Origin of the sequence: Arthrobacter bambusae, assembly GCF_022606295.1 — a bacterium.
In the GTDB taxonomy this organism is placed as follows: Bacteria; Actinomycetota; Actinomycetes; order Actinomycetales; family Micrococcaceae; genus Arthrobacter; species Arthrobacter bambusae_A.
The window spans coordinates 1-21730 of sequence record NZ_JAHHZS010000004.1 but is presented as its reverse complement, the minus strand read 5'-3'; the positions used below and the strand labels follow the sequence as shown (position 1 = coordinate 21730).

Genomic DNA, 21730 nt, shown 5'->3' with positions numbered 1-21730 from the left:
ACGCGACCCGACGCATCTTGCGGCGAGCAGGCCACTTTGTGCGATCGAACCAAGCTGCACACAAGTCTCGTCGTTTGCTACCAGTTTTTAGTGCGGCGGCAGCGAATAGGCTCAGCGAATTCGCATTCTCAACGAGGAGGAACTTTCATGGTGGAATCACTGTCACAGATCGGTGCTTGGGTCGAGGAAAAGCTGCCCGACCTCATCGCCAAATACCAAGTGCCCGCCGCATCCGTGGCGATTCTCAGTGATGGCGACGTGGTCCGGACCGCGGCAGGCATCTTGAACAAAGCGAGCGGCGTAGAGGCCACCACCGACTCGGTCTTCCAGATCGGTTCCATCACCAAGGTCTGGACCACCTCGCTTGTCATGCAGCTTGTCGAAGAGGGACTCGTCGACCTCGACGCACCTGTCCGCCGCTACGTCAAGGACTTCGTCATCGCCGACGAGGCCGCCGCGGCGAAAATCACCGTTCGTCAGCTCCTAAGCCACCTCTCCGGTTTTGAGGGCGACATCTTCACCGCCACGACCGAGGGCGAAGACGCCGTCGAGAAGTTCATGCCGATCCTCGCCGACGTGCCACAGCTCTTCGAACCCGGCGAAATGTTCTCCTACAACAACGCAGCCTTCTCGGTTCTCGGCCGCATCGTCGAGGTTGTTCGTGGCAAGCACTATGAGGCTTGCCTGCGCGAACACCTCATCGACCCGCTGCAGCTCAAGCACGCGGCCACGGGGGCAGGCGAGGCAATCATGTTCCGTGCCGCGCTTGGTCACATCAGCCCGACCGAGGGCGCCGCCCCGGAGCCGGCACAGGTCTGGTCACTCGTGCGTTCGAACGCTCCGGCCGGATCCGTTTTCGCTATGAGCGCGAGCAACCTCATCGCCTTCGCAAAGATGCACATCGATGGCGGAGTTGGCCCGGATGGCAAACGGATCCTGAGCGCCGAAAGCGTTGCAGCAATGCAGGAGCAGCAGGTCAAGCTTCCGGAGCTCGGTCTCATGGGCGACAGCTGGGGTCTTGGCTGGGAGCTCTTCAATTGGGAGGGCGGTCCCGTCATCGGCCACGACGGAGGAACAATCGGCCAGAGCGCTTTCCTCCGCGTGATCCCCGGGCAGAAGGCCGCGATTGCGGTGCTGACAAACGGCGGCGACGTTCTTGGCCTTTACAAGGAGCTCATCTCCCCGGTCATCAACCGTCTCACTGGCATTGTCGTGCCGGAGCTTCCCACCCCCGCGAACGACGTCCACGCCATCGATGCCTCGCGCTACGTCGGCACCTACAGCTCACAGGTCGCGGACTCCCACGTCACCCAGGACACAGAGGGGCGGATCTGGATCGAACAGAAGATGAAGGGAATCTTCGCCGAGCTTGCCCTGGAGCGGCCCCCGGTCGAGCTGGTGCCTTGGAAGGGCGACACCCTGATCGCACGCAAAGCCCGTAACGGATTACACACACCGCACGCCTTCGTTGGCGACGACGGCAACGGCAACGCGCTGTACCTGCACACCGGTCGCGCCGACCGCCGGGTGTCGGCATGACCGCCGCCATCTCGGATGTCTTCACGCGGGTTGGAGCCACCGGCTTTCTGCACGCCCGCGAAATCGGAGCGGCTTGCGACCACGAGGTCTCCGTCCGCTCCGACGAGCGCGTCATTCTTGCATCCGTGTTCAAGATCTTCGTCCTGGTCGCCTTTGTCCGCGCGGTCGATGCCGGCCGGCTGGATCCAAGCGGGCGGACAACTGTCACTGCGCGCTACCGCACCGGCGGAGTCGGGACCGCGGGATTCGCCGACGATGTCGAGGCCAGCTGGCGTGACCTCGCCCACAACATGATGGTGATGAGCGATAACGCCGCAACCGACGTCCTCTACCACCGACTCGGTCGGGAGGCAGTCGACCAGGTCGTGAGCGACCTCGGGCTCAGCCAAACGCGTCTGATCGGCTGCTGCGAAGACTTGTTCGCTTCGGTCGTCGAGGACCTTGGCGGCGGGGCGGACTGCGACCTCGAGGAGCTGCTGGAAGCGGCGACGGCCGAGCAGATCTGGGGCCTCTCGATCCTTGATCCGCTGCGAACTGCCGCGTCGACTCCGCGGGACATCACGACACTCCTGAATGCAATCTGGACTGACACCGCAGCGTCTCCAGCGGCCTGCAAGACCGCCAGGGACATCATGGCGCAGCAGATCTGGCCGCACCGGCTGTCATCGGGATTCCCGAGTGATGTACTGATTGCCGCGAAGACGGGAACCGTGCCCGCAGTGCGCAATGAGGCGGGCGTCGTCACCTACCCGGACGGACGGCAGTATGCGGTCGCCGTCTTCACCAGAGCCGACTCGCTGGCAGACCGCCTGCCCGCCGTCGACGCCTCCATCGGCGTGGCCGGTCACCTCGCGGTTGAGCACCTCCGGGAGCTCTCTTCGTAACTCCACCCGCACACATCCCATCCCGCACACGACCAGCTGGAGGCATCTCATGCGTTCCATTACCCCACTCGTCGCCCTCGTTGGGGCGGCAGCACTTGCTCTCACGGCCTGCGCCGCGCCCGGCGCTTCCGGCAACCACTCCGGCAACGAGCTTGCGACCGACGGCACATTCACCATGGCAATCGGCGCCGACCCGGGAAACCTCAACCCCATGATCACCGCGATGAATGTCGCGCGCACCATCGACCGCTTCCTCTATTCGCGCCTCGTCGAGGTAGGGAGTGACGGCACCATCCTTTCCGGACTCGCGAACAAGTGGAAGGCCGACACCACCAACGCCACCTTCACCCTCCGCAAGGACGCCACCTGCGCTGACGGCACCCCGATAACCGCGTCAATGCTCGCGGACAACATCAACTTCATTGCGGACCCGAAGAACGGCTCACCCCTCGTCGGGCTTAACGTACAAGCCGGCACCGTCGCGACAGGCGACGACGCCACCGGCGTGCTGAGCGTAAAGAGCGGCGCGCCCGACGCCTTCCTACTCGAAAACGTTGGCAGCGTGCACATGGTGTGCGGGCCGGCTCTTGCCCACGCGGACGCGCTCGCCAAGGGTGAAGGCGCGACCGGCATGTACACGATGACCAAGATCGCCCCGAACTCGCAGTACACACTGACCAGGCGCAAAGAGTTCGTTTGGGGCCCCGGCGACTGGGACCCGAAGCAGGCCGGCATCCCCGCCACGGTCATCTTCAAAGTCCTGCCCAACGAGACCACTGCGGCAAATCTGTTGCTTTCCGGCGAACTGAACGCCGCACAGGTTGTGGGGCCCGATTCCGATCGGCTGCGCACCAATAAGCTCTTCTCCAATGATGTTCAGGTTGGCTTGGGACAGATCCAGTTCAACAAGAACCCAAAGAAACTGCTTTCTGATAAGGCACTTCGCCTCGCCCTCACCCAGGACCTGAACCTCGAAAAGCTGCGCGCGGTTCTCTCGAACGGCAAGGGCACCGCGCCGACCAGCCTCGTCAACGCGGCGCCAAACCCTTGCCATGCCGACGTGGCGAAGGCCAACATCCCGGCCTTCGATGTGAAGGCCGCAGCCGACGCACTCGATTCCGCCGGCTGGAAACCCGGGTCGGACGGCGTACGGGAGAAGAACGGGGTGAAGCTCTCACTCACCGTCATCTACCCCTCGTATATTTCCGACTCCTTCGGCTCGACCGCGGAGCTGCTGCAGTCGATGTGGAAAGAGCTCGGCGTTGAGGCGACCCCCAAGGGTGTCGATGCCAACGGCGTGAGCCAGACGCTCTTCGGTACCGGCGACTGGGACGTTGCACTCATCTCAGTCGGCGTTGGCCTGCCCAGCCAGATCGTGCCGTTCTTCGCCGGCTCAACCCCGCCGAAAGGCTCAAACTTCGGCTACACCGATAACGCCGAGTACATCGCCGCCACGACCTCTGCCGCGACGAAGCCGGGCAAGGAAGGCTGTGACGACTGGTCGCACGCCGAGGCAGCACTCATCGCCGCCGCAGACGTCATTCCGTTCGCGAACTCGGTTGTGTCAGTGTTCGGCAGCAAGGCGGAGTTCGTCCAGAGCGACAGCATCGAGCCCGCGTCAATTCGTCTGTTCAAGTAACTCGGGAAGTTTGGTAGCCCCATGACCAGCACCATGACCGAAACGGTGGCGGCACCGACTGCCGCATCACGCGCAGGAATCAGCCCCTGGCTGACCTTCGCGGTCCGACGCGGCGGACAATTCATCCTCTCGCTGTGGGTGCTGATCACGGCGGCCTTCCTCATGATCCACCTCGTGCCCGGCGATCCCGTACGTGCGGCACTCGGCATGAACGCACCAGCCGAGTTGGTCGAGGCCCGGCGCGCCGCGCTCGGTCTCGACCAACCACTGATCGTGCAATACGTGAACTATTTCGCCAAGCTCTTCACCGGCAACCTCGGAGTTTCCACCATCACCAACGAGCCGGTCGCCCACGTTATCGCGACACGGTTACCTGCCACCCTGCAGCTCGCCCTGCTCGCCTGCCTCCTCGTTCTACTCATCGCCCTTCCGCTCGGCGTCACAATGGCCGTGGCGACCCGCGGCAGCCGCAGGCGCGGGCTCGAACTCACTTTCGCCATCGTCTGTGTGGTGTTCGCCGCGATCCCCGAGTTCCTCCTCGGCGTCGGGCTCGTCTACATCTTCGCGGTCAACCTCGAGTGGTTCCCGATCGCGGGCAATGACAGCCCGCTAGGGCTGGTCTTACCCGTCATCGCTCTGGCCATCGGGCCAATCGCTGTCTTCTCACGCATCATCCGCGTCGAGGTCCTCAGCGTCCTCGGCCAAGACTTCGTTCGCACCGCCCGCGCCAAGCGCCTGGCGCCCCGCAAAATCTATATCCGCCACGCCCTCCCCAATGCCATGACGGCGACGCTCACGCTCACCGGTCTCCTCATCAGCGGCATGGTCGCGGGCACCGTACTTGTCGAGAACATCTTCGCTTGGCCCGGCCTCGGCACCATGATCGTGCAGTCCATCCTGTCCAAGGACTACCCGGTGGTGCAGTCCGTCGTGCTCATCTATGGAATCGGTGTACTTCTCGTCAACCTCGTAATCGATATCGTGCTTGCACTTCTCGACCCGCGCTCTACAATCCGGGAGTCCTGATGCCCACTCGTCTGAAATGGCTTTCCATCGTCCGTAGCCCGGTCGGTGCCACCGCCACGGTTCTCGTCCTTATCGTTGCCCTGCTTGCGATCTTTGCCCCACTGCTCTGGGGCGCACAGGCCGAGGCCATCGACACCGCTGGCACACAGCAGGGTCCAAGCGCGGAGCACCTCCTTGGAACGGATGCGCTGGGTCGCGACGTTCTCGCCCGCGTGTTGATCGCTACCCAGCTCTCGGTCGCACTCGCGGTCATCGCCGTCGTCATCGGCGTCACTGTCGGAACCCTGCTCGGTACGGCCCCATCAGTACTCCCGCGTTGGGCCGCACGCCTCGTCGTCGGCATCGTCAACATTGCCGTCGCGTTCCCTGGCCTCCTGCTCGCGCTGTTCTTGGCCGCGGTCTTCGGTGTCGGCGCGACCGGGGCCGTGTTCGCGATCGGTTTGGCCATGGCCCCGAGCTTTGCCCGCCTCACTCAGACTATGTCTGCCGCGATCGCGGGCCGTGACTTCATCTCTGCCGCGCGCGCCGCCGGGGTCTCGCGGCTGCGTGTGCTCATCCGGCACGTACTGCCAAACATTGCCGAGCCTCTCATCGTCAACGCGACCGTTGCAGCCGGCGGCGCGCTACTGGCCTTCGCCGGCTTGTCTTTTCTCGGTATCGGCGTACAGGTTCCCGCCTACGACTGGGGAAAGCTGCTCAGCGAGGGACTCAACCGCATCTACATCAACCCCGCCGCAGCCTTCGGCCCGGCCGTCGCCGTCGTCGTTGCCGGCCTCGCGTTCAACCTGCTCGGAGAGACCGCCGCATCCGTTGCCGGCGGCCGCGTGGCCACCGGTCGTTGGACGCTCCCGCCCCTGCCACAGCCCGCAACTCGTACGGTTCCCGCCTTTCCTAACGTTTCCGTCGGCACGATTCTCAGCATCGAGAACCTTCGCGTCTCGTACCCAACCCCCAACGGTCTGGTGCACCCCGTTCGCGGGGTGAGCTTCGAGGTCAGGGAGGGTGAGGCGCTGGGGGTGGTCGGCGAATCCGGCTCGGGCAAGAGCCTGACCGCGCTGGCCGCCTCACGGCTCATCGAACCGCCGGGTGTGGTGGACGCCGATCGACTCGAGTTCAACGGCATCCAGATGCTCACCGCGCCGGAGAAGACCATTCGTGGGCTGCTCGGCACATCACTCGCAATGGTGTTTCAGGATCCAATGACCTCGTTCAACCCCACCCGGCGCATCGGCAGCCAACTCGCCGAGGCCGCACAGGAACACCAGGGCATGAGCAAAAAGGACGCCATGAAACGCGCCGTCAAGCAGCTTCAGGCAGTGCGCGTGCCCGCGGCCACCCGGCGCGCCGAACAGTACCCTCACGAATTCTCGGGCGGGATGCGACAGCGCGCGATGATCGCGATGGGCCTCATGAACAGGCCCAAACTGATCATCGCCGACGAACCGACCACCGCCCTGGATGTAACGGTGCAGCGCCAGGTTCTTCGGCTCCTCGAACGGGTGCGCACCGACACGAACGCGGCGATCCTGCTGATCAGCCACGACATCGCAGTCGTCTCGCAAAGCTGCGAACGCGTGCTTGTCATGTACGCCGGCCGCGTCGTCGAAGATCTTCCGACGGCGGAACTCTACACGGGCGCACGCCATCCCTATACCCGCGCCTTGCTTGAGGTCGTGCCCGATCTCGACACCGACCGCGAACAGCCCCTCGGTGTGATTCCCGGCCGCCCGCCGGCACCCGGCGAGGTACCGCTCGGATGCGCCTTCGCGGCTCGTTGCCCGCTGGCGACGGTACAGTGTCGCGAGTCCGACCCCGAGCTGGAGACCCACAGAGACAAGCACCGGGTCGCCTGCTGGAACCCCGTAGGGGGCGATACTCGCGTGACACTGCCGGAACTCAGCACCGCCGCACCGCGCACGGAAGCTGCGCCGGTCGCAACCGTGGGAGGCGCGCAGTGAGCGAGCTACGTTTTGATCATGTCAGCGTGAGATATGGATCCCGCAGCACAGGCCTGACCGCCGTCGATGACGTCTCGCTGACCATCCCCTCCGGTTCGGTCGTCGGCCTCGTCGGCGAATCAGGCTCGGGCAAGTCGACGCTCGCCCGCGCCGCCATCGGACTCGCTCCTGTCACGGGCGGCGCGATCACGCTCGACGGCGTCGACGTCGCGAAACTGCGGCGCCGGCACCCAATTCAGATGGTCTTTCAGGATCCGTTCTCCTCGCTCGATCCACGGATGGCGATCGGCGAGTCCATCGCCGAGATGATTCCGCGTGGCACGTTCTCCTCAGCCGCGGCCAAGCGCGCCGAGGTCGGGCGCTTGCTTAAGCTTGTCAACCTTGACCCCGACCGTGCGGGTTCACTCCCTGGCGCTCTCTCGGGCGGCCAACGTCAGCGCATTGGCCTCGCTAGGGCGCTCGCCGCACGACCCGAGGTCATCATCGCCGATGAGATCACCTCGGCGCTTGACGTCTCGGTGCAGGGCTCGGTCCTGAACCTAGTGCGCAATGTCTGCGCCGAGCTGGAACTCACGATGCTGTTCATCTCGCACAACCTTTCGGTCGTGCGCTATCTGAGCGACTACATCGCAGTGATGTACCTCGGCCACATCGTCGAGCTCGGACCGGTCGATGAGGTGTTGAACAACGCCAAGCACCCGTATACCCGCGAGCTGCTCGCATCCGTGCCGACCCGCAACGGCGACCTTCTTGCCGTTGATCCGGCCGCTCCGATGGACGTCGAACCCGCAGACCCACATCACCCGCCGAGCGGTTGCCGATTCAACCCCCGTTGCCCGATCGGGCCGCTCGTCCACCCCGAGCGTCAGATCTGCGTGCAGAGCGCGCCACAGCTTCCTACGACGCCGGGGCACGCCACGGCCTGCCACTTCGCCGACCCCACGAGGGACCGTGTACCCCAACCTTTCGAACCCTCTTGGTAACAGCATCCGCTCCAGCCAAACCCCGCACCGCGTAACTCATTGATCAGGAGACCCACACGATGGCACAACAACGTGTAATTGACGACCTCATTGCCACGCAGCTTCCAGAGCAGCCCGCTCTGTCGCCGGACGGCAGCAGCATCGCTTACGTTCTCAAGACCACCAACCGCGCAGAAGACCGCGACGAACGCTCGCTGTGGCTCGTGGCCGCTGAGGGCGGCGAACCGCGCCGGTTGACCCGGGGGACCGGCGACTCGACGCCGATATGGAGCCCGGATGGAACACGTCTAGCCTTCCTGCGCGCCCAGGACGGGCCGCCCCAGATTTGGGTTCTGCCGATCGGCGGCGGCGAAGCCGAGCAGGTCACGACGCAGACTCTCGGCGCTGGCGCCCCCGTGTGGAGCGGCGACGGCACACGCATCGCGTTCTCCGGCCCCATCGACTCCGCCGCGCTGCCCGGCGAAGGCAGCGAAGACTTCGCGAAGCGCCGCACGGCACCAATCGTCGCAAACAGGCTCGGCTACAAGGCCGACGGCGCCGGTCTCCTTGGCACTCTGCGCAAGCACATCCATGTCCTGAGCCTCGGCAGCGGCGAAATCACCCAGCTGACCCGTGGCGACTGGCACGCCGGCGATCCGGTCTGGTCGCCGGACGGCGAAAGGATCGCCTTCTCCACCGGCAAGGAGGCCGATTCAGACCTCACCTTCGAGACGGCCGCCTACGTGATTTCCTCGAGCGATGGCAATGCCAGGCCACGCCTCGTGGGTGCGGCCGACGTGCAGCTCTCCGTCACCGGCTGGACGCCTGATGCCGCCAAGCTCATCGCCGTCGGTCGCACCGATGCCGAGGTGGGAAACGCGAGCGTGCTGCTCCTTCCCCTCGACGGCGAAGCGCCACGAGACATCTCTTCGGCTCTCGACCGAAATGTCATGCCGGGTGGCGCAGGCTACCCCGGGGCTCTCCCGCAGCTGAGTGCGGATGGCCAGACAGTCGTCTTCTGCCTGCGCGACGGTGGTTACACCCACCTTTACACTACGAGCATCGACGGTGAGGTGCCGCGCGTCATCGTCGGCGGAGCGGCCAATGTGTCCGGCGTCTCCGTCGTCGGCAACACCGCCGCGATCGTGCTCGCGACGGAAACGTCCTTCGGTGAAGTCGCCACGGTCGATCTGTGCTCTGGGACCGTTTCGGTGCTCACGAGCTACTCGCCAGAGGAGACCGGCGTCATCGTCGCCGAGACGCGGAGCTTCACGATCTCGGATGGCTTAGTCGTGCACGGCTGGCTGCGCCGCGACCCGCAACGCACCGGCCCCCTCCCGCTCCTGCTCGATGTGCATGGCGGGCCGCACAATGCGTGGAACGGAGCCGCCGACCCCTTCCACGCCTACCACCACGAACTCGTTGCCCGCGGATGGGCTGTGCTCACGGTCAACCCACGCGGGAGCGACGGCTACGGCAACGACTTCTTCCGCGGAGCTCTCGGCGGCTGGGGCACGAGTGATGCCAAGGACTTCCTCGAGCCGATCGACGATCTCGTCGCCGAGGGTGTTGCCGACCCCGCACGCCTCGCCGTCACCGGCTACAGCTACGGCGGCTTCATGACCTGCTATCTGACCTCGCGCGACAACCGCTTCGCCGCTGCTGTCGCCGGGGGTGTCGTCGCCGATCTCACGAGCGTCGCGGGTACATCGGATGCCGGCCACTTCCTGTCGCGCCTCGAGAGCGGTGCCCTGCCGTGGAAGAACCCGGAACTCCTCGCCCCGCAATCGCCCTACAGCCAGGTGGGCCAGGTTCGCACTCCGACCCTGATCGTGCAGGGCGGCGAGGACGACCGCTGCCCAGTCGGCCAAGCCGAGCAGTGGTTCACCGCCCTCCGCGAACAGGATGTTCCGAGCGAGCTCGTGCTTTACCCGGGCGGCTCGCACCTATTTATTCTCGGCGGGGCACCCTCGCACCGCGCCGACTGGAACGAGCGCATCGTCGACTGGGTGGAGCGCTATGCCCCGGCCGCCGGTACCCCTGTCCGCAAGAAGGCTCTCAACGCCGCGCACTGGCAGCAGCGCCTGAGCGAACTGGCGGCCGCCCACAAAGTTCCTGGGGCCACGCTCGGCATCCTGCGCCTCGGCGAGGAACCTGTCCTAGCGAGCCACGGCGTTCTCAACATCAATACCGGTGTCGAAACCACCAACGACTCCGTCTTCCAGATTGGCTCGATCTCGAAGGTGTGGACGGCGACAGTCATCATGCAGCTCGTCGACGAGGGCAAGCTCAACCTCGATGCCCCGATCCTCGACGTGGTCCCCGAGTTCCGGGTTGCCGACGCCGAGGTGAGCAACTCGGTGACGATGCGCCACCTGCTCACCCACACCAGCGGCATTGACGGTGACGTTTTCACCGACACCGGACGTGGCGACGACTGCCTCGAAAAGTACGTCGATGCCCTCTCGGAGGTCAAGCAGAACCACCCCATCGGGGCGACCTTCTCGTACTGCAACTCCGGCTACGCAGTCATGGGCCGCGTGATCGAGAAGCTCACGGGTCTCAGCTGGGATGATGCCCTTCGCGATCGCCTGTTCACACCGCTCGGTCTCAAGCACACCGTGACGCTGCCAGAGGAGGCTCTGCTTCACCGTGCCGCCGCCGGCCATGTGGGCGCCGATGAGAACGGCCCAACTCTCGCTCCGATGTGGTCACTCCCCCGTTCGCTTGGCCCTGCCGGCCTCATCGATGCCAGCGCGGCGGATGTGCTCGAGTTCGCCCGCATGCATCTCAAGTCCGGGCTCGCGGCCGACGGTACCCGCATTCTCTCGGGCGGGAGCGCTGAGCTCATGACCACACACCAGACCGACGTTCCCGACCCGTACGTGCTTGGCGACTCCTGGGGCCTCGGCTGGATCCGCTTCGACTGGGGCGGAAAGCGCCTCTACGGTCACGATGGCAACACGATCGGCCAGGCCGCCTTCCTGCGCATCCTGCCAGAAGATGGCATCGCCGTGACGCTGCTCACCAACGGCGGCAACACGCACGATCTGTACACCGAGCTCTACAACGAGATTTTCGGCGAGCTGGCCGATATCTCGATTACGGGATCGTTCGGCCCGCCGGCCGAGCCGTACACGGGCGACATGTCGCGGTATCTCGGTACCTACGAGCGCTCCAGCGTAGTCATGGAGGTCTTTATGGAGGAGGAGGCCGTGCGCATGCGCACGACCGTGAGCGGCGTCGTCGCCGAATCCAGGCCGAATCCCGTCGAAGAGTACGCCCTCACTCCGGTGAGCGATGGCCAATTCGCGCTGCGGGCGCCCGGCACTCAGGGGTGGCTCTCGCTGGTTTTCTACTCACTGCCGACGGGCGAGCAGTACGTGCATTTCGGTGCGCGGGCAATGCCCAAGGTGGCGCAGTGAACTTCGACACCAAGCAGATGCTCGAAGACCTGCGTACGGTTGTTGAACGCGAGTCGCCCTCGACAGACCTGACCGCCGTCGCCCGCAGCGCGGACACGATCACGGAGCTCGGGGAACGGCTGCTCGGCTGTTCCCCCGAGCGGATCGTGATCGAGGGACGTACCCACCTGCGCTGGCGCTTCGGTACCCCCCGGGTTCTCGTACTCTGCCACCATGACACGGTCTGGCCGATCGGATCGCTCATCGAGCATCCGTTCGAGATCCACGGCGACGTGCTGCGCGGGCCGGGCTGCTTCGACATGAAGGTGGGACTCGTGATGGCGCTCCACGCCATTGCGGCACTTCCGAACCGCGACGGCGTGAGCCTCCTGGTAACCGGCGACGAGGAGCTCGGTTCGCCCAGCTCCCGGCAGCTCATCGAAGACGAGGCCATTGGATGCGCCGCTGCCCTCGTTCTCGAGGCATCGGCCGACGGTGGCGCCCTCAAGGTTGCCCGCAAGGGCGTCTCACTCTACGAGGTCGCAGTGCAAGGGCGGGCGGCGCATGCCGGTCTCGAGCCCGAGCGGGGTGTCAACGCTTCGATCGAGGCCGCGCACCAGATCCTTGCCGTCGCAAGCCTCGGCGACGCGGAACTCGGCACGACGGTCACCCCGACATTGCTATGCTCCGGTACGACCACGAACACCGTCCCAGCCGCATCCAGCTTCGCCGTGGACGTGCGCGTGCGCACGCTCGCCGAGCAAGACAGGGTGGACACCGCAATGCGCGCGCTCGCAGCGACGTTACCTGATGCCGTGCTGAACATCACCGGTGGGGCGAACCGTCCGCCACTCGAGGAATCGGCCGCGCTGGATTTGTTCGCCCGCGCCAGCCGGTTGGCTGTGGAGCTCGGGCTCGGCCGCCTTGAGGGCGCCTCGGTCGGTGGAGCCTCCGATGGCAACTTCACGGCCGGGATCGGCGTCCCAACGCTCGACGGGCTCGGCGCAGTGGGCGGTGGTGCGCACGCTAGCAATGAACACGCGCTCGTTGGCGCATGGATCGAACGTACTGGCCTTGTCCACGCGCTCATCGCCGAGCTCATCCACGAGTTTTCACAGACGGATCCTGCCCTGGTCGTCCGCGGAAGAGAGCCGGACTACATTCCGTAGCGCACGACGAAAGCGGGGTAGGATTTCGTCGTGCGCAACAATGTCGAGTCGTACCGTCTGCCCGTAGTGTCGGAGGCGTGCTCATACCAGTGACGACGCAGCCGCGCTCAAGCCTTGGCCGGGTTCTCGAAGACCTCGGAACGACCCTTCTTGAGCTCGTCTGCGGAAACGCGGAGGGTCAAAAGCAGATCGAGACGGTCATCATCCACGACTCCCTCGACGATGCGATCCCCTCACACGGCGCGCTCGTTCTCGGCGTTGGGATGCGCGAGACCGAGGAGATCGTCGAGCTGCTCGCAACACTCGCCACGCAAGACGCCGCCGGCCTCGTGCTCCGGGCGCCTGTGAGTGCAGACCCGGCGATCATACGCGCGTCCGAAGAATCCGGCATTCCCGTGCTCGCGCTGACCCGCGGTGCATCCTGGGCGCAACTCACTTCGATGCTGCGCTCGCTCATCGCGGAAGGCGATGTCGGCGAGAGCGGACCGCAAGGCCTCGGTGGAATGCCCGCCGGTGACCTCTTCTCGCTCGCCAATGCAATTTCGACACTTCTCAATGCGCCCGTCACGATCGAGGACCGCAACTCCCGAGTCGTCGCCTTCTCCGGTAAGCAAGACGAAGCGGATCCCGCCCGCGTGGAGACAATTCTCGGCCGTCAGGTTCCCGAGCGCTACATGCGCCAGTTGGAACAGCGCGGCGTGTTCCGCGAGCTGTATCGCAGCACGGACCCCATCGAGGTCGCTCCCGTCGATGTCGACGCCCAAGTGGCATCGTACCCTCGTGTGGCACTCGCTGTGCGTGCGGGCGACGAGATTCTCGGCTCCATCTGGGTTGCGGTGCGCGAACCAATGCCGAAAGATCGGATCGGGGCGCTCAAGGATGCCGCGAAGCTGGTCGCGCTGCATATGTTGCGAATACGCGCCGGCGCCGACGTTGAGCGCAGGCTGCGGGCCGATTTACTTGCCACGCTGCTTGAGGGCGGCTCGGGCGCGGCCGACGCCGCGTCACAGTTGCGCCTCACCGGTCACCACTGCATTGTACTTGCGCTCGCTGCCGCGGATTCCGAAGAGGACGAGGAAGGCGGGGCCGCGCATGCGCGTCTTCTCGCCGCACGGCAACGCATCGCGGACGCCCTCTCGATGCACCTGGGCGCGGTATACCCCCGCTCCGCCGCCGCCCTCATCGGCAACATCGTCTACGGTGTCGTCAGCGTTCGTCCGGATCAAGCGGATGCCGGCCGACGCACCGCACGAGTTGCCAACGAATTCCTCGCGCGCATCGGCGGCGACCGGCGCCTGCTGCTCGGTATCGGCACAATCGCGGACGACCATGCGGCACTCCCCACTTCCCGCGTCAGCGCGGATCGCGCCCTGCGCGTTCTTCAACTCGGTAAGTCGCATGCGCAGGTCGTGATCTTCGACGACGTGCAGGTTGAGGCGCTTCTCGTCGAACTCGGAGACCTTGCCGCCGCTCGCGGCGACCGCCCGAGCGGCCCGGTCGCGCGGCTGCTTGAGTACGACCGGGTACGCAACGCACAACTTGTTGAGACTCTCCGCGCTTGGCTAGACGCCTTTGGCGACGTCGCCGCGGCATCCGCGCTTGTGTACACCCACCCGAACACCTTCCGCTATCGCCTACGCCGGCTCTCCGCCATTGGAGGGATCGACCTGAACGACCCGGAAGCGCGCTTCGCAGCCATGATCCAGTTGCGCCTACTTACCGACGGCGATCGCTCGCCGTAGCGTCTGAGCTCGCCGGGGGGCGACCGTCACGGTCCGTGTCGTCGCCTCGGCGAGCACCGCAGGGATCGGCTCGACGCCAATGCCCGCGCCGCTCGGGATCCGGATCTGGCCGTCTTCGATGCGGAAGGGCTCGGTGATGTCCTGCTTGTAGAAGCGGTCGGATGCCGAGATGTCTCCGGGCAAGGTGAATCCGGGCAGGCCGGCGAGTGCCGCATTTGCCGCGCGGCCGAGGCCGGTCTCGAGCATCCCGCCGCACCACACAGCGACCCCATTGGCAACGGCGATGTCGTGAATGCGTTTGGCTTCGAGGTATCCGCCAACGCGTCCGGGCTTAATGTTGATAATTGCGGCGGCTCCCATGGCGATGGCGTCGGCGGCAGAGGCGGCCGAGACAATCGACTCGTCCAGGCACATCGGTGTCGAGATCTCTCGGGCGAGGAGGGCATGCTGGCGCAGATCGTCCTCAGCAAGCGGCTGCTCGATCAGCAGCAAGTTGAAAGGATCGAGCTTGCGCAAGTGCGGGGTGTCGACGAGCCGGTAGGCGGTATTCGCGTCAACCTGCAACGGAATATCGCCAAAGCGCTCGCGCACTGCACGGACGGGCTCGATGTCCCAGCCCTGCTGGATCTTGAGCTTGATGCGCACGTAACCCTGGTCGACATAGTCGCCTACCGCAGAGAGCAGATCCGGGATTGACTTCTGGATTCCGACCGAAACGCCGGACGGGACCGCGTCGACAGTGGCGCCGAAATAGGAGGCGAAGGAGACATCCCTCGCCCGCAACTGGGCATCGAGGATCGCCATCTCAAGTGCGGCCTTCGCCATGCGGTGGCCAACGAGGTGCTCAAGCACGTGGCCGACAAGCTCGGCGGTGAGCGCCTTGCCAGCATCCTGCCAGGCGTAGAGCGCCGGAATCAGGAAGCGCTGCAACACCTCGCGCGCGCCATCGAGGTACTCAGGCGAGTAAACGGGCTCGTCGAGAACCACACACTCGCCCCAGCCGGTCACCTCACGGCCATTGTGCTCGGCCGTCACCTTGACGAGCAGCGGTGCGCGCGAGGTTTGGGTGCTGAACGAGGTGGTGAATGGCGAGACAAGGGGCAGGGTGATATCGATGAGGTCAATGCTGAGAATGCGCACGTGTGGGGGTCCTTTCGAGACTGTAGTGGCCTCGGCGGGCGAAGTCGGTGACCTGCCAACCGTCGTTCATGAGTGTTGCGAGGGCGTCGCGGAGCGCTGGGCGCCAGCGAGCGGCTCGATCGGGATGCTCGATGCGCATCGTTTCGATGTCGGACGGGATCTCGACCCGGACGCGCTGCGCTGAGCCCAGGGAGTCGAGGGAGAGACGCGGCACGCCGTCCTCGTTGTAGAGGACACAGGCCTCCGGTTCCGAGGTGCCGGCCGCTATGCGGGCACCGGGCTCCCGCAGCAGATCCCAGACGAGTAGCATCCGGTCACTGTCCTGGCCGCGGTTTATGCTGTCCGTCATCTCTCCATAGAAATTGGGCAAGTATTCCATTGCGGCTGTCCCGAGCCGGTGAATGTTGAAGTAGGCGTTGCGCGCGATGAGCGGATCAAAGGTCCACGTCATGGTGTTGGTCCCGCGGCGAAGGCACCAGGCCCGCTCATGGTGTTTGAGCGCTTTGCCGACCCCGGCCCCGTCGCTCCCGCCGACGACGCCCGCGATGTGTGAGTGCAGCGCCCGGTCGGGCGGCGGGTGGAAGAACCCGACGCACACGGCAACAAGGTCCGCGCCGCGGTAAGCGCCGGCCACGTAGTTGTGGGCGTGGGCGAGCGCGACAAGAAGGCCCGGGTCGATGTGTGGCTCATTTCCTTCGGCCTTCCAGATTGTCGCGAGAAGGGCAGAGGCCAGCTCCATCTCGGCCGGGCTGTGCAGGGTGCGAACGCTGACCCCGCTGGCCACGGCCAGGGCGTCGGCCTCGGCCTCGGCAAGTGAGGCGATCTTGTCCCGACTGGCCTCGCTCGTGAGGAGACCACTGATCACGAGGCATCACCGTGCGGCATGTAGCGGTAACCGAGATAGGCGCCCTTCTCAAGCGGACGGAATTGTGCCCAGCCCGCGGAGTCGGGCGCGGTGAAGAGCAAGACCCCGGGCTCGGTAGCGGGCACAAGGTTGAGAGTGGTTGCTGTGGGCTCCTCGCCGTCCTGCAGGATGTCCGTGAGTTCCCGCATTGTGAGTTGCGGACCATTCTCGCCGTTCTCAAAAGTGAGCGCCGCTCCGCCCGACGCGTAGCTAAGCGGTTTCCGGGCAGTCCCTCCGGCAAGTCCGGCAATCGCGGCAAGAGCGGCGGACGCCTCGCTCGAGTCCACCTGCAGGGCATCCGGAATCCTCGCCGTCGAGATGGCACTAGCGGCATCGCCGAACAATTCTCTGTAGAGACCGTCCGGTTGGCCTCCCGTGGTCAGCAGCGCCAGCGCGAAACCGTCTTCCGGGAAGACCCGCAGATAGGCGCGTTGGCCGATGGTACCCCCATCGTGTCCGTAGACGAATGTTCCCTTCCAGTCTTCGAGGAACCAACCGAGCCCCCAGCCAACGGTCGCGGGCGACACTGCGCGCAGGCTCACCTGCTCTTCGAGCATGGCCCTGGCCGATTCGGCGGAGAGTATGCGGGTGCCGTTGGGAGCGACACCACCACGGAGCGCGGTCTGGGCGAAGCTGAGCAGGTCGCCGATGCTCGCCGTGATCAGGCCGGCTGGCCCCATGGAGCGCGTGATCGACCAGCTCGGAACCGGCTGGGCCGCATCGCCGAAACCAGAGTGCCCGGTTGCGGTGGCGAAGCGTGGGGCGTCCGAGGTCAGGGTGATCGTGTGTTCGAGTCCCATGGGCGCGATGACGTGCTTTCGTAGCGCGGCGTCCCAGGTGCAGCCTCGCAGCACCTCGATGATCCGTCCCGCAACGACGAAGCCTGCGTTGCAGTACGAGAAACGCTCGTCGATCGGGTGCACCTGCTTGGCACTCGTCAGTGACTCGACGTAGCGCTTGACGCAGTCGTCGCCCGGGCCGGTGTCTGTGAAGAGGTCCCCGTCGATGCCGCTCGTGTGAATCAGCAGGTGCCGCACGGTGACGGCGGCAGCGGTGGCGTGATCCGCGAGGGCGAAATCGGGCAGAATGCTCTGCACCGGTTCATCCAGGTCCAGGCGCCCTTCGTCGACGAGTTGCATGATGAGGACCGTTGTCCAGACCTTGGTGATCGAGCCAATCTGGAAAAGCGCGTCGTCCGTCGTGGATACACCGGAGCCGATGTCGAGTACTCCCGAGCTCGCCGTCGTGCACTCGATCGGGGTGCCGTTCTCGTTGAGCCGCACGATGCCGAACTGCGCAGCCGTGACACCGTAGCGCGTGCGAAGAACGCCTAGGCGACGGCGCCAGAAGCCGGCACCTTGACCGGCGGCCGTGAGACCGCGCGGCCGCGCTCGGGAGACGGGTCGCGCGTAGCTTTCGAGCCACTCGATAAGACGGCGGTTATAGTCGACGCGATGCTCGATCGGGCCGTCCAGGATGAACAGGTGGCTCCCGCCCGGGTAGACAACAAGGCGAGCTGGCACCTCGGCGAGGCGTAGAGCCTTGAACCATTCCTCTGCCTGTCCGACGGGGCAGGATGCGTCCTCGGCTCCGTGCAGCATGAGGGTCGGCGTTGTGACATTGGTGACCCGGGCGATCGGCGAGGCGTCGAGAAGCTCGCGGTGGTGGCCGAGCGGCGCAACCCCGGTGCTCATCTCGGAGAAGTACGCGGCGTGCTCGCCATCGGCGGCCATGCTGGAGAAGTTGCAGATCAGGCCGCCTGCGACGGCCGCGGCAAACCGCGTGGTCGCTGCCGTGAGCGCACAGGTGCCGAAGCCTCCGTAGCTGTAACCGGTCACGGCGAGGCGATCTGGGTCGGCGAGGCCCTCGGCAACGAGCGTGTCGATCGGCTCGAGGAAGTCGCGTTCATCGGCGGTACCCCAGCCCCCGTTTACGGCCCGGTAGAAGGCGTCCCCGTAGCCATCCGAGCCGCGTGGGTTCACCATAAGGATGCGCCAGCCCTTCGCCGCCAAGACCTGGTGGTAAAGATGAACGCCGTCAGCGACACCACTCCAGGCGTTGTGTGGGCCGCCGTGAATGTCGAGCAGCAGGGGTGCCGCTCCATCCGTCTCAGGGGCCGAGAGCAACCAACCATGAACGCGTGTGCCATCCGAGATTGTGAACTCGCGTTCTTCGGCCTCGAACAGCTCGATGCCGGCGAGGGTGCTCTCGCGCAATCTCGTGAGCACGGTGAGGACGCCCGTCGCCAGGTCTAGCGTCGCGACCTCACCCAGGCTCTGCTGGGTGGTGAGCACGAAGGCGACACGTGCGGAAGCAGACGCAACGGACAGGGCAGAGACCACCTGGTGGGGCCCCGCGACCAATGCCCGTGAGCTCGTGCCATCGGGGGTGACCGCGTGCAGCTGCGTCCAGCCGCGGTCTCGTAGGCAGTAGAGGATCTCGGAGCCGTCGGCGCGAAACGTTGGGCGCCCGCCTGGGTAGCCCGGGAAGCCAGCCATGACATTGCGGTCGAGCTGGGCAGTTAACGACGCGTCGGTCTCATCCGTGCCGACGTAAAGACGAAGGAGCTCGGCATTCCCGGTGCGCGGGGCGGTGTTCCCGACTGCGATCACGGAGCCACCGTCCGGTGACCATGCGAGTGCCCCGCTGAGGCTGCTGGCTTGGCCGATTCGGCGCGGCAGCGGCATTTTGGCGTCGACGTCGATCACGTAGGCGCCGCTCGTCCAATCAACGTCACTGCCAGGTTCGATGGCGGCTGTGAAGGCGATCAGCAGGCTGTCGGGCGACCAGTTCGCCTCGCTCGCGTTCCAGTCGCCGTCGCTGAGGCGTCGCGCTCGGCCGGATGCGATTTCACTTACAAAGAGGTGCAGTCGAACCGCTGCGTTCCAACCGACCCCATCGGTCTTGAAGCCGAGCCTGTCGATCACGATCGGCTCTTCCACCGCGGACCCCGTGACGTTGCGCGAAACTGGTGCGGTGATGGCGAGGCGGAGGCCGTCGGGGCTGATGCGCGCGGCCGTAACACCCAGGGGGAAATCGGCGGTCCGGCTAAGTGCCCGCGCTTCACCTCCTCCGATTGGCAGTAGATACACCTGGGCTGGTCCAGCGGATGCCCGGAGGAAGAGAACCGCGGAGCCATCGGGAACGAATTGCGGCGCGGAATCGGCCGGGCCGCTCGTCAGAGGGCGGGCCTCGGAGCCGTCGCTGACCGCCCAGAGTGAGCTGTGCGCCCTGCCGTTCAAGGTTTCCGTGCGTGTGAAAACCACGAGCTTGCCATCGGGCGAGATGGCGGTCTCGGCTGGCACAACGAAGCGCGCGATATCTTCGAGCTCAAGCGGGCGGTTCGTAAAGGTGTTGCTCGTCACGGTGATTCCCCTTCTCGTGGCGCTGAGTCCATTGATGTCTTGTCCCTCTACAATCGACGTTCCACAGCCCCCGTACTTCGTCCGATCGCACAATGCTGAAGCTTTGTTTGGTTGCTCTGACTCAGGTGCGGCTAGGGGTGTCGCCGCAATACTGGGGTTCTATGAGCGCAGTCCCGTCTGCGCGCCCCAGATTCGAAGGAGAACTTGTGAGCATCAAGACATTCATCTCGATCGACATGGAGGGCGTCGCCGGCGTCGCGACGTTCGACCAGGTCGTTCGCGGCGGCTATGGCTATCCACGTGCGCAAGAATTGATGACGCTCGAGGCGAACGCCGCAATCGCGGGTGCCTTCGATGGGGGTGCGGACGAGGTGGTCATCAACGATTCGCACGGCACGATGGACAACCTGATTCACGAGCTTCTTGACCCCCGGGCCATCGTCGTGTTCGGCAGTCCGAAGGCACAGTGCATGGCCGAGGGACTCACGGCGGATTGCGACGTCGCCCTGTTCATCGGCTATCACGCCCCCGCAGGGGAACACGGCGTGCTTGCGCACACCTTTTCGAGCCACTTCACGGAGGTGCGGGTGAACGGCGCGGTGGTCTCGGAGGCCGAGGTCAACGCCATGTACGCGAGCTCGCTTGGCGTCCCCGTCGGGCTCGTCAGCGGCGATGACGTGATCTGCCGTATCGCTCGGAAGCAGTTCGCGGGCGTCGAGGTAGTCGAGGTCAAAGTCGCGCACGGTTACACTTCCACCGCATCGGTTGCGCCTTCCGTGGCTCGCGACGCCATTCGCGAAGCCGCGGCGCGCGTCGTGCGTAACGCGGCGGCTCTCACAGTTTCGGAACTGCCGGAGCAGTTCACGGTTGCTGTGGACATGCCGACGGCAAACGCCGCCGAGCTTGCAATGTCGATTCCGGGTGCGCGACGCACGAGCGACCGCTCGGTCGAATGCACTGTAACGGATGCTGGCCAAGTGCTCGGACTGATCGTCGTGTTCTATGAACTCGCGGCGAGTGCCATGTACGCCAAGACAGCACTCGTCATGCGGCGCTAGCTAGAGCTGAAGGTGCTGGAACCCGAAGGCGCCTATTGGGAGAATCGGCCTGGGTGTTTCTCAATTGCCGGCGGTGTGGGACCTTATGTAAAGGGACTTATTATTTCCACATGCCCCAATCAGCATATTCATCGGGAGAACGTGCCATGCTTCCTGCAGATTCCACTTGGACCACCATCGACCGGATCCAGAACCTGATCCTGGAGAGTGCCGACTTTGAGGACTTCCTGAACGAGCTGGCACGGTTTTCTGCCCACCAGATGGCGGGCGACGGCGATGACGCGCTCTGCGGGATCACGCTTTTGCGTGAGCGAAAGGCACTCACGATTGGTTGGAGCAGTGATGAGGCCCGTGAAGTGGACGAGATCCAGTACTCCTTGGCCCAGGGGCCATGCTTGACGGCAGCCGAAGAGGAACGCGAAGTCCACGTTCCGGATCTCCTTGAGGAGAACCGATGGGGTCCTGACTATGCGAACGCCGTTGCGTCGCACGGACTAAGGTCTGTGTTGTCGCTGCCGTTCGACCTGGAGGGAGAGGCCAAAGCAGCCCTCAATCTGTACTCCGAGGCCCCGTACAAGTTCGACGAAAGGGCCGCAGATCGGGCCCGCGGGTACACCCGTGAGGTATCGCAGGCCTTGCGTCTTGCGATCAGGTTCGCCCTACATGCGGACAGTGCAAAGAATCTCAGGGCAGCAATGGAGTCCCGCACGGTCATCGATATCGCTATTGGAATTGTCATGGCACAGAGCCGCTGCAGCCAGGAGGACGCCGTCCGGATCCTGACGGAAGCCTCAAGCAACCGCAACGTGAAACTGCGGGATATCGCCAAGTCCTTGGTGGATTCCGTCGACGCGGCGGGCACCCTGACCCACTTCGAAGAACCGGCCCAGGAGCCCGGCCGCACCCGGGCAGGGTGAGTCCGGACCGCAGTTGGCCACCT

Annotated in this window: 14 protein-coding genes; 11 read left to right on the top strand and 3 right to left on the bottom strand. The window is 65.1% G+C overall.

Features of this window, described 5'->3' with window-relative positions:
* Positions 1-147 precede the first annotated feature (147 nt).
* The 9 genes from KNN17_RS03730 (at position 148) to KNN17_RS22505 (ending at position 14323) form a co-directional block, all read left to right on the top strand.
* Positions 148-1539, top strand: a complete 1392-nt coding sequence (locus tag KNN17_RS03730) for a serine hydrolase domain-containing protein (protein ID WP_241707559.1) — start codon at positions 148-150, stop codon at positions 1537-1539.
* Positions 1536-2423, top strand: a complete 888-nt coding sequence (locus KNN17_RS03725) for a serine hydrolase (protein WP_241707557.1) — start codon at positions 1536-1538, stop codon at positions 2421-2423. Before KNN17_RS03730 ends, KNN17_RS03725 begins: the two co-directional genes overlap by 4 nt.
* A gap of 49 nt (positions 2424-2472) precedes the next feature.
* Entirely contained in the window at positions 2473-4062 is a 1590-nt protein-coding gene (locus tag KNN17_RS03720; protein WP_241707555.1) for an ABC transporter substrate-binding protein, read from the top strand.
* 21 nt (positions 4063-4083) lie between these two features.
* On the top strand, positions 4084-5088 hold the full coding sequence (locus KNN17_RS03715; protein WP_241707554.1) for an ABC transporter permease: 1005 nt from the start codon (positions 4084-4086) through the stop codon (positions 5086-5088).
* Positions 5088-7046, top strand: coding sequence for a dipeptide/oligopeptide/nickel ABC transporter permease/ATP-binding protein (locus KNN17_RS03710; protein WP_241707553.1), 1959 nt, complete (start codon positions 5088-5090; stop codon positions 7044-7046). The genes KNN17_RS03715 and KNN17_RS03710 overlap by 1 nt, the downstream gene beginning before the upstream one ends.
* A gap of 26 nt (positions 7047-7072) precedes the next feature.
* A complete protein-coding gene (locus KNN17_RS03705; protein WP_241707552.1) occupies positions 7073-8029 on the top strand; it encodes an ABC transporter ATP-binding protein in 957 nt (318 codons plus the stop codon).
* A 59-nt stretch (positions 8030-8088) separates the two neighbouring features.
* A complete protein-coding gene (locus tag KNN17_RS03700) occupies positions 8089-11433 on the top strand; it encodes a serine hydrolase (protein WP_241707550.1) in 3345 nt (1114 codons plus the stop codon).
* The gene (locus KNN17_RS03695; RefSeq protein WP_241707549.1) at positions 11430-12581 is read left to right on the top strand and encodes a M20 family metallopeptidase; all 1152 of its coding nucleotides are present in this window, start codon (positions 11430-11432) and stop codon (positions 12579-12581) included. Before KNN17_RS03700 ends, KNN17_RS03695 begins: the two co-directional genes overlap by 4 nt.
* Before the next feature lie 77 nt (positions 12582-12658).
* Positions 12659-14323, top strand: coding sequence for a PucR family transcriptional regulator (locus KNN17_RS22505; protein WP_241707547.1), 1665 nt, complete (start codon positions 12659-12661; stop codon positions 14321-14323).
* Here KNN17_RS22505 and menC read toward each other — a convergent pair.
* The 3 genes from menC to KNN17_RS22305 are packed head-to-tail and all read right to left on the bottom strand — an operon-like array spanning position 14294 to position 19732.
* A complete protein-coding gene (menC, locus tag KNN17_RS03685) occupies positions 14294-15463 on the bottom strand; it encodes an o-succinylbenzoate synthase (RefSeq protein WP_241707546.1) in 1170 nt (389 codons plus the stop codon). The genes KNN17_RS22505 and menC overlap by 30 nt on opposite strands.
* Positions 15444-16328 (bottom strand): hypothetical protein, encoded by an 885-nt coding sequence (locus KNN17_RS03680; RefSeq protein ID WP_241707544.1) that lies wholly within the window; start codon positions 16326-16328, stop codon positions 15444-15446. Before KNN17_RS03680 ends, menC begins: the two co-directional genes overlap by 20 nt.
* The gene (locus KNN17_RS22305) at positions 16325-19732 is read right to left on the bottom strand and encodes a serine hydrolase (protein WP_241707542.1); all 3408 of its coding nucleotides are present in this window, start codon (positions 19730-19732) and stop codon (positions 16325-16327) included. The genes KNN17_RS03680 and KNN17_RS22305 overlap by 4 nt, the downstream gene beginning before the upstream one ends.
* A 206-nt stretch (positions 19733-19938) precedes the next feature.
* Between KNN17_RS22305 and KNN17_RS03670 the strand changes: the two genes are divergently transcribed.
* Positions 19939-20790, top strand: coding sequence for a M55 family metallopeptidase (locus KNN17_RS03670; protein WP_241707541.1), 852 nt, complete (start codon positions 19939-19941; stop codon positions 20788-20790).
* Positions 20791-20936: 146 nt separating this feature from the next.
* Positions 20937-21707: a GAF and ANTAR domain-containing protein gene (locus KNN17_RS03665; protein WP_241707701.1), complete on the top strand. Its 771-nt coding sequence runs from the start codon at positions 20937-20939 to the stop codon at positions 21705-21707.
* Positions 21708-21730: the final 23 nt, after the last annotated feature.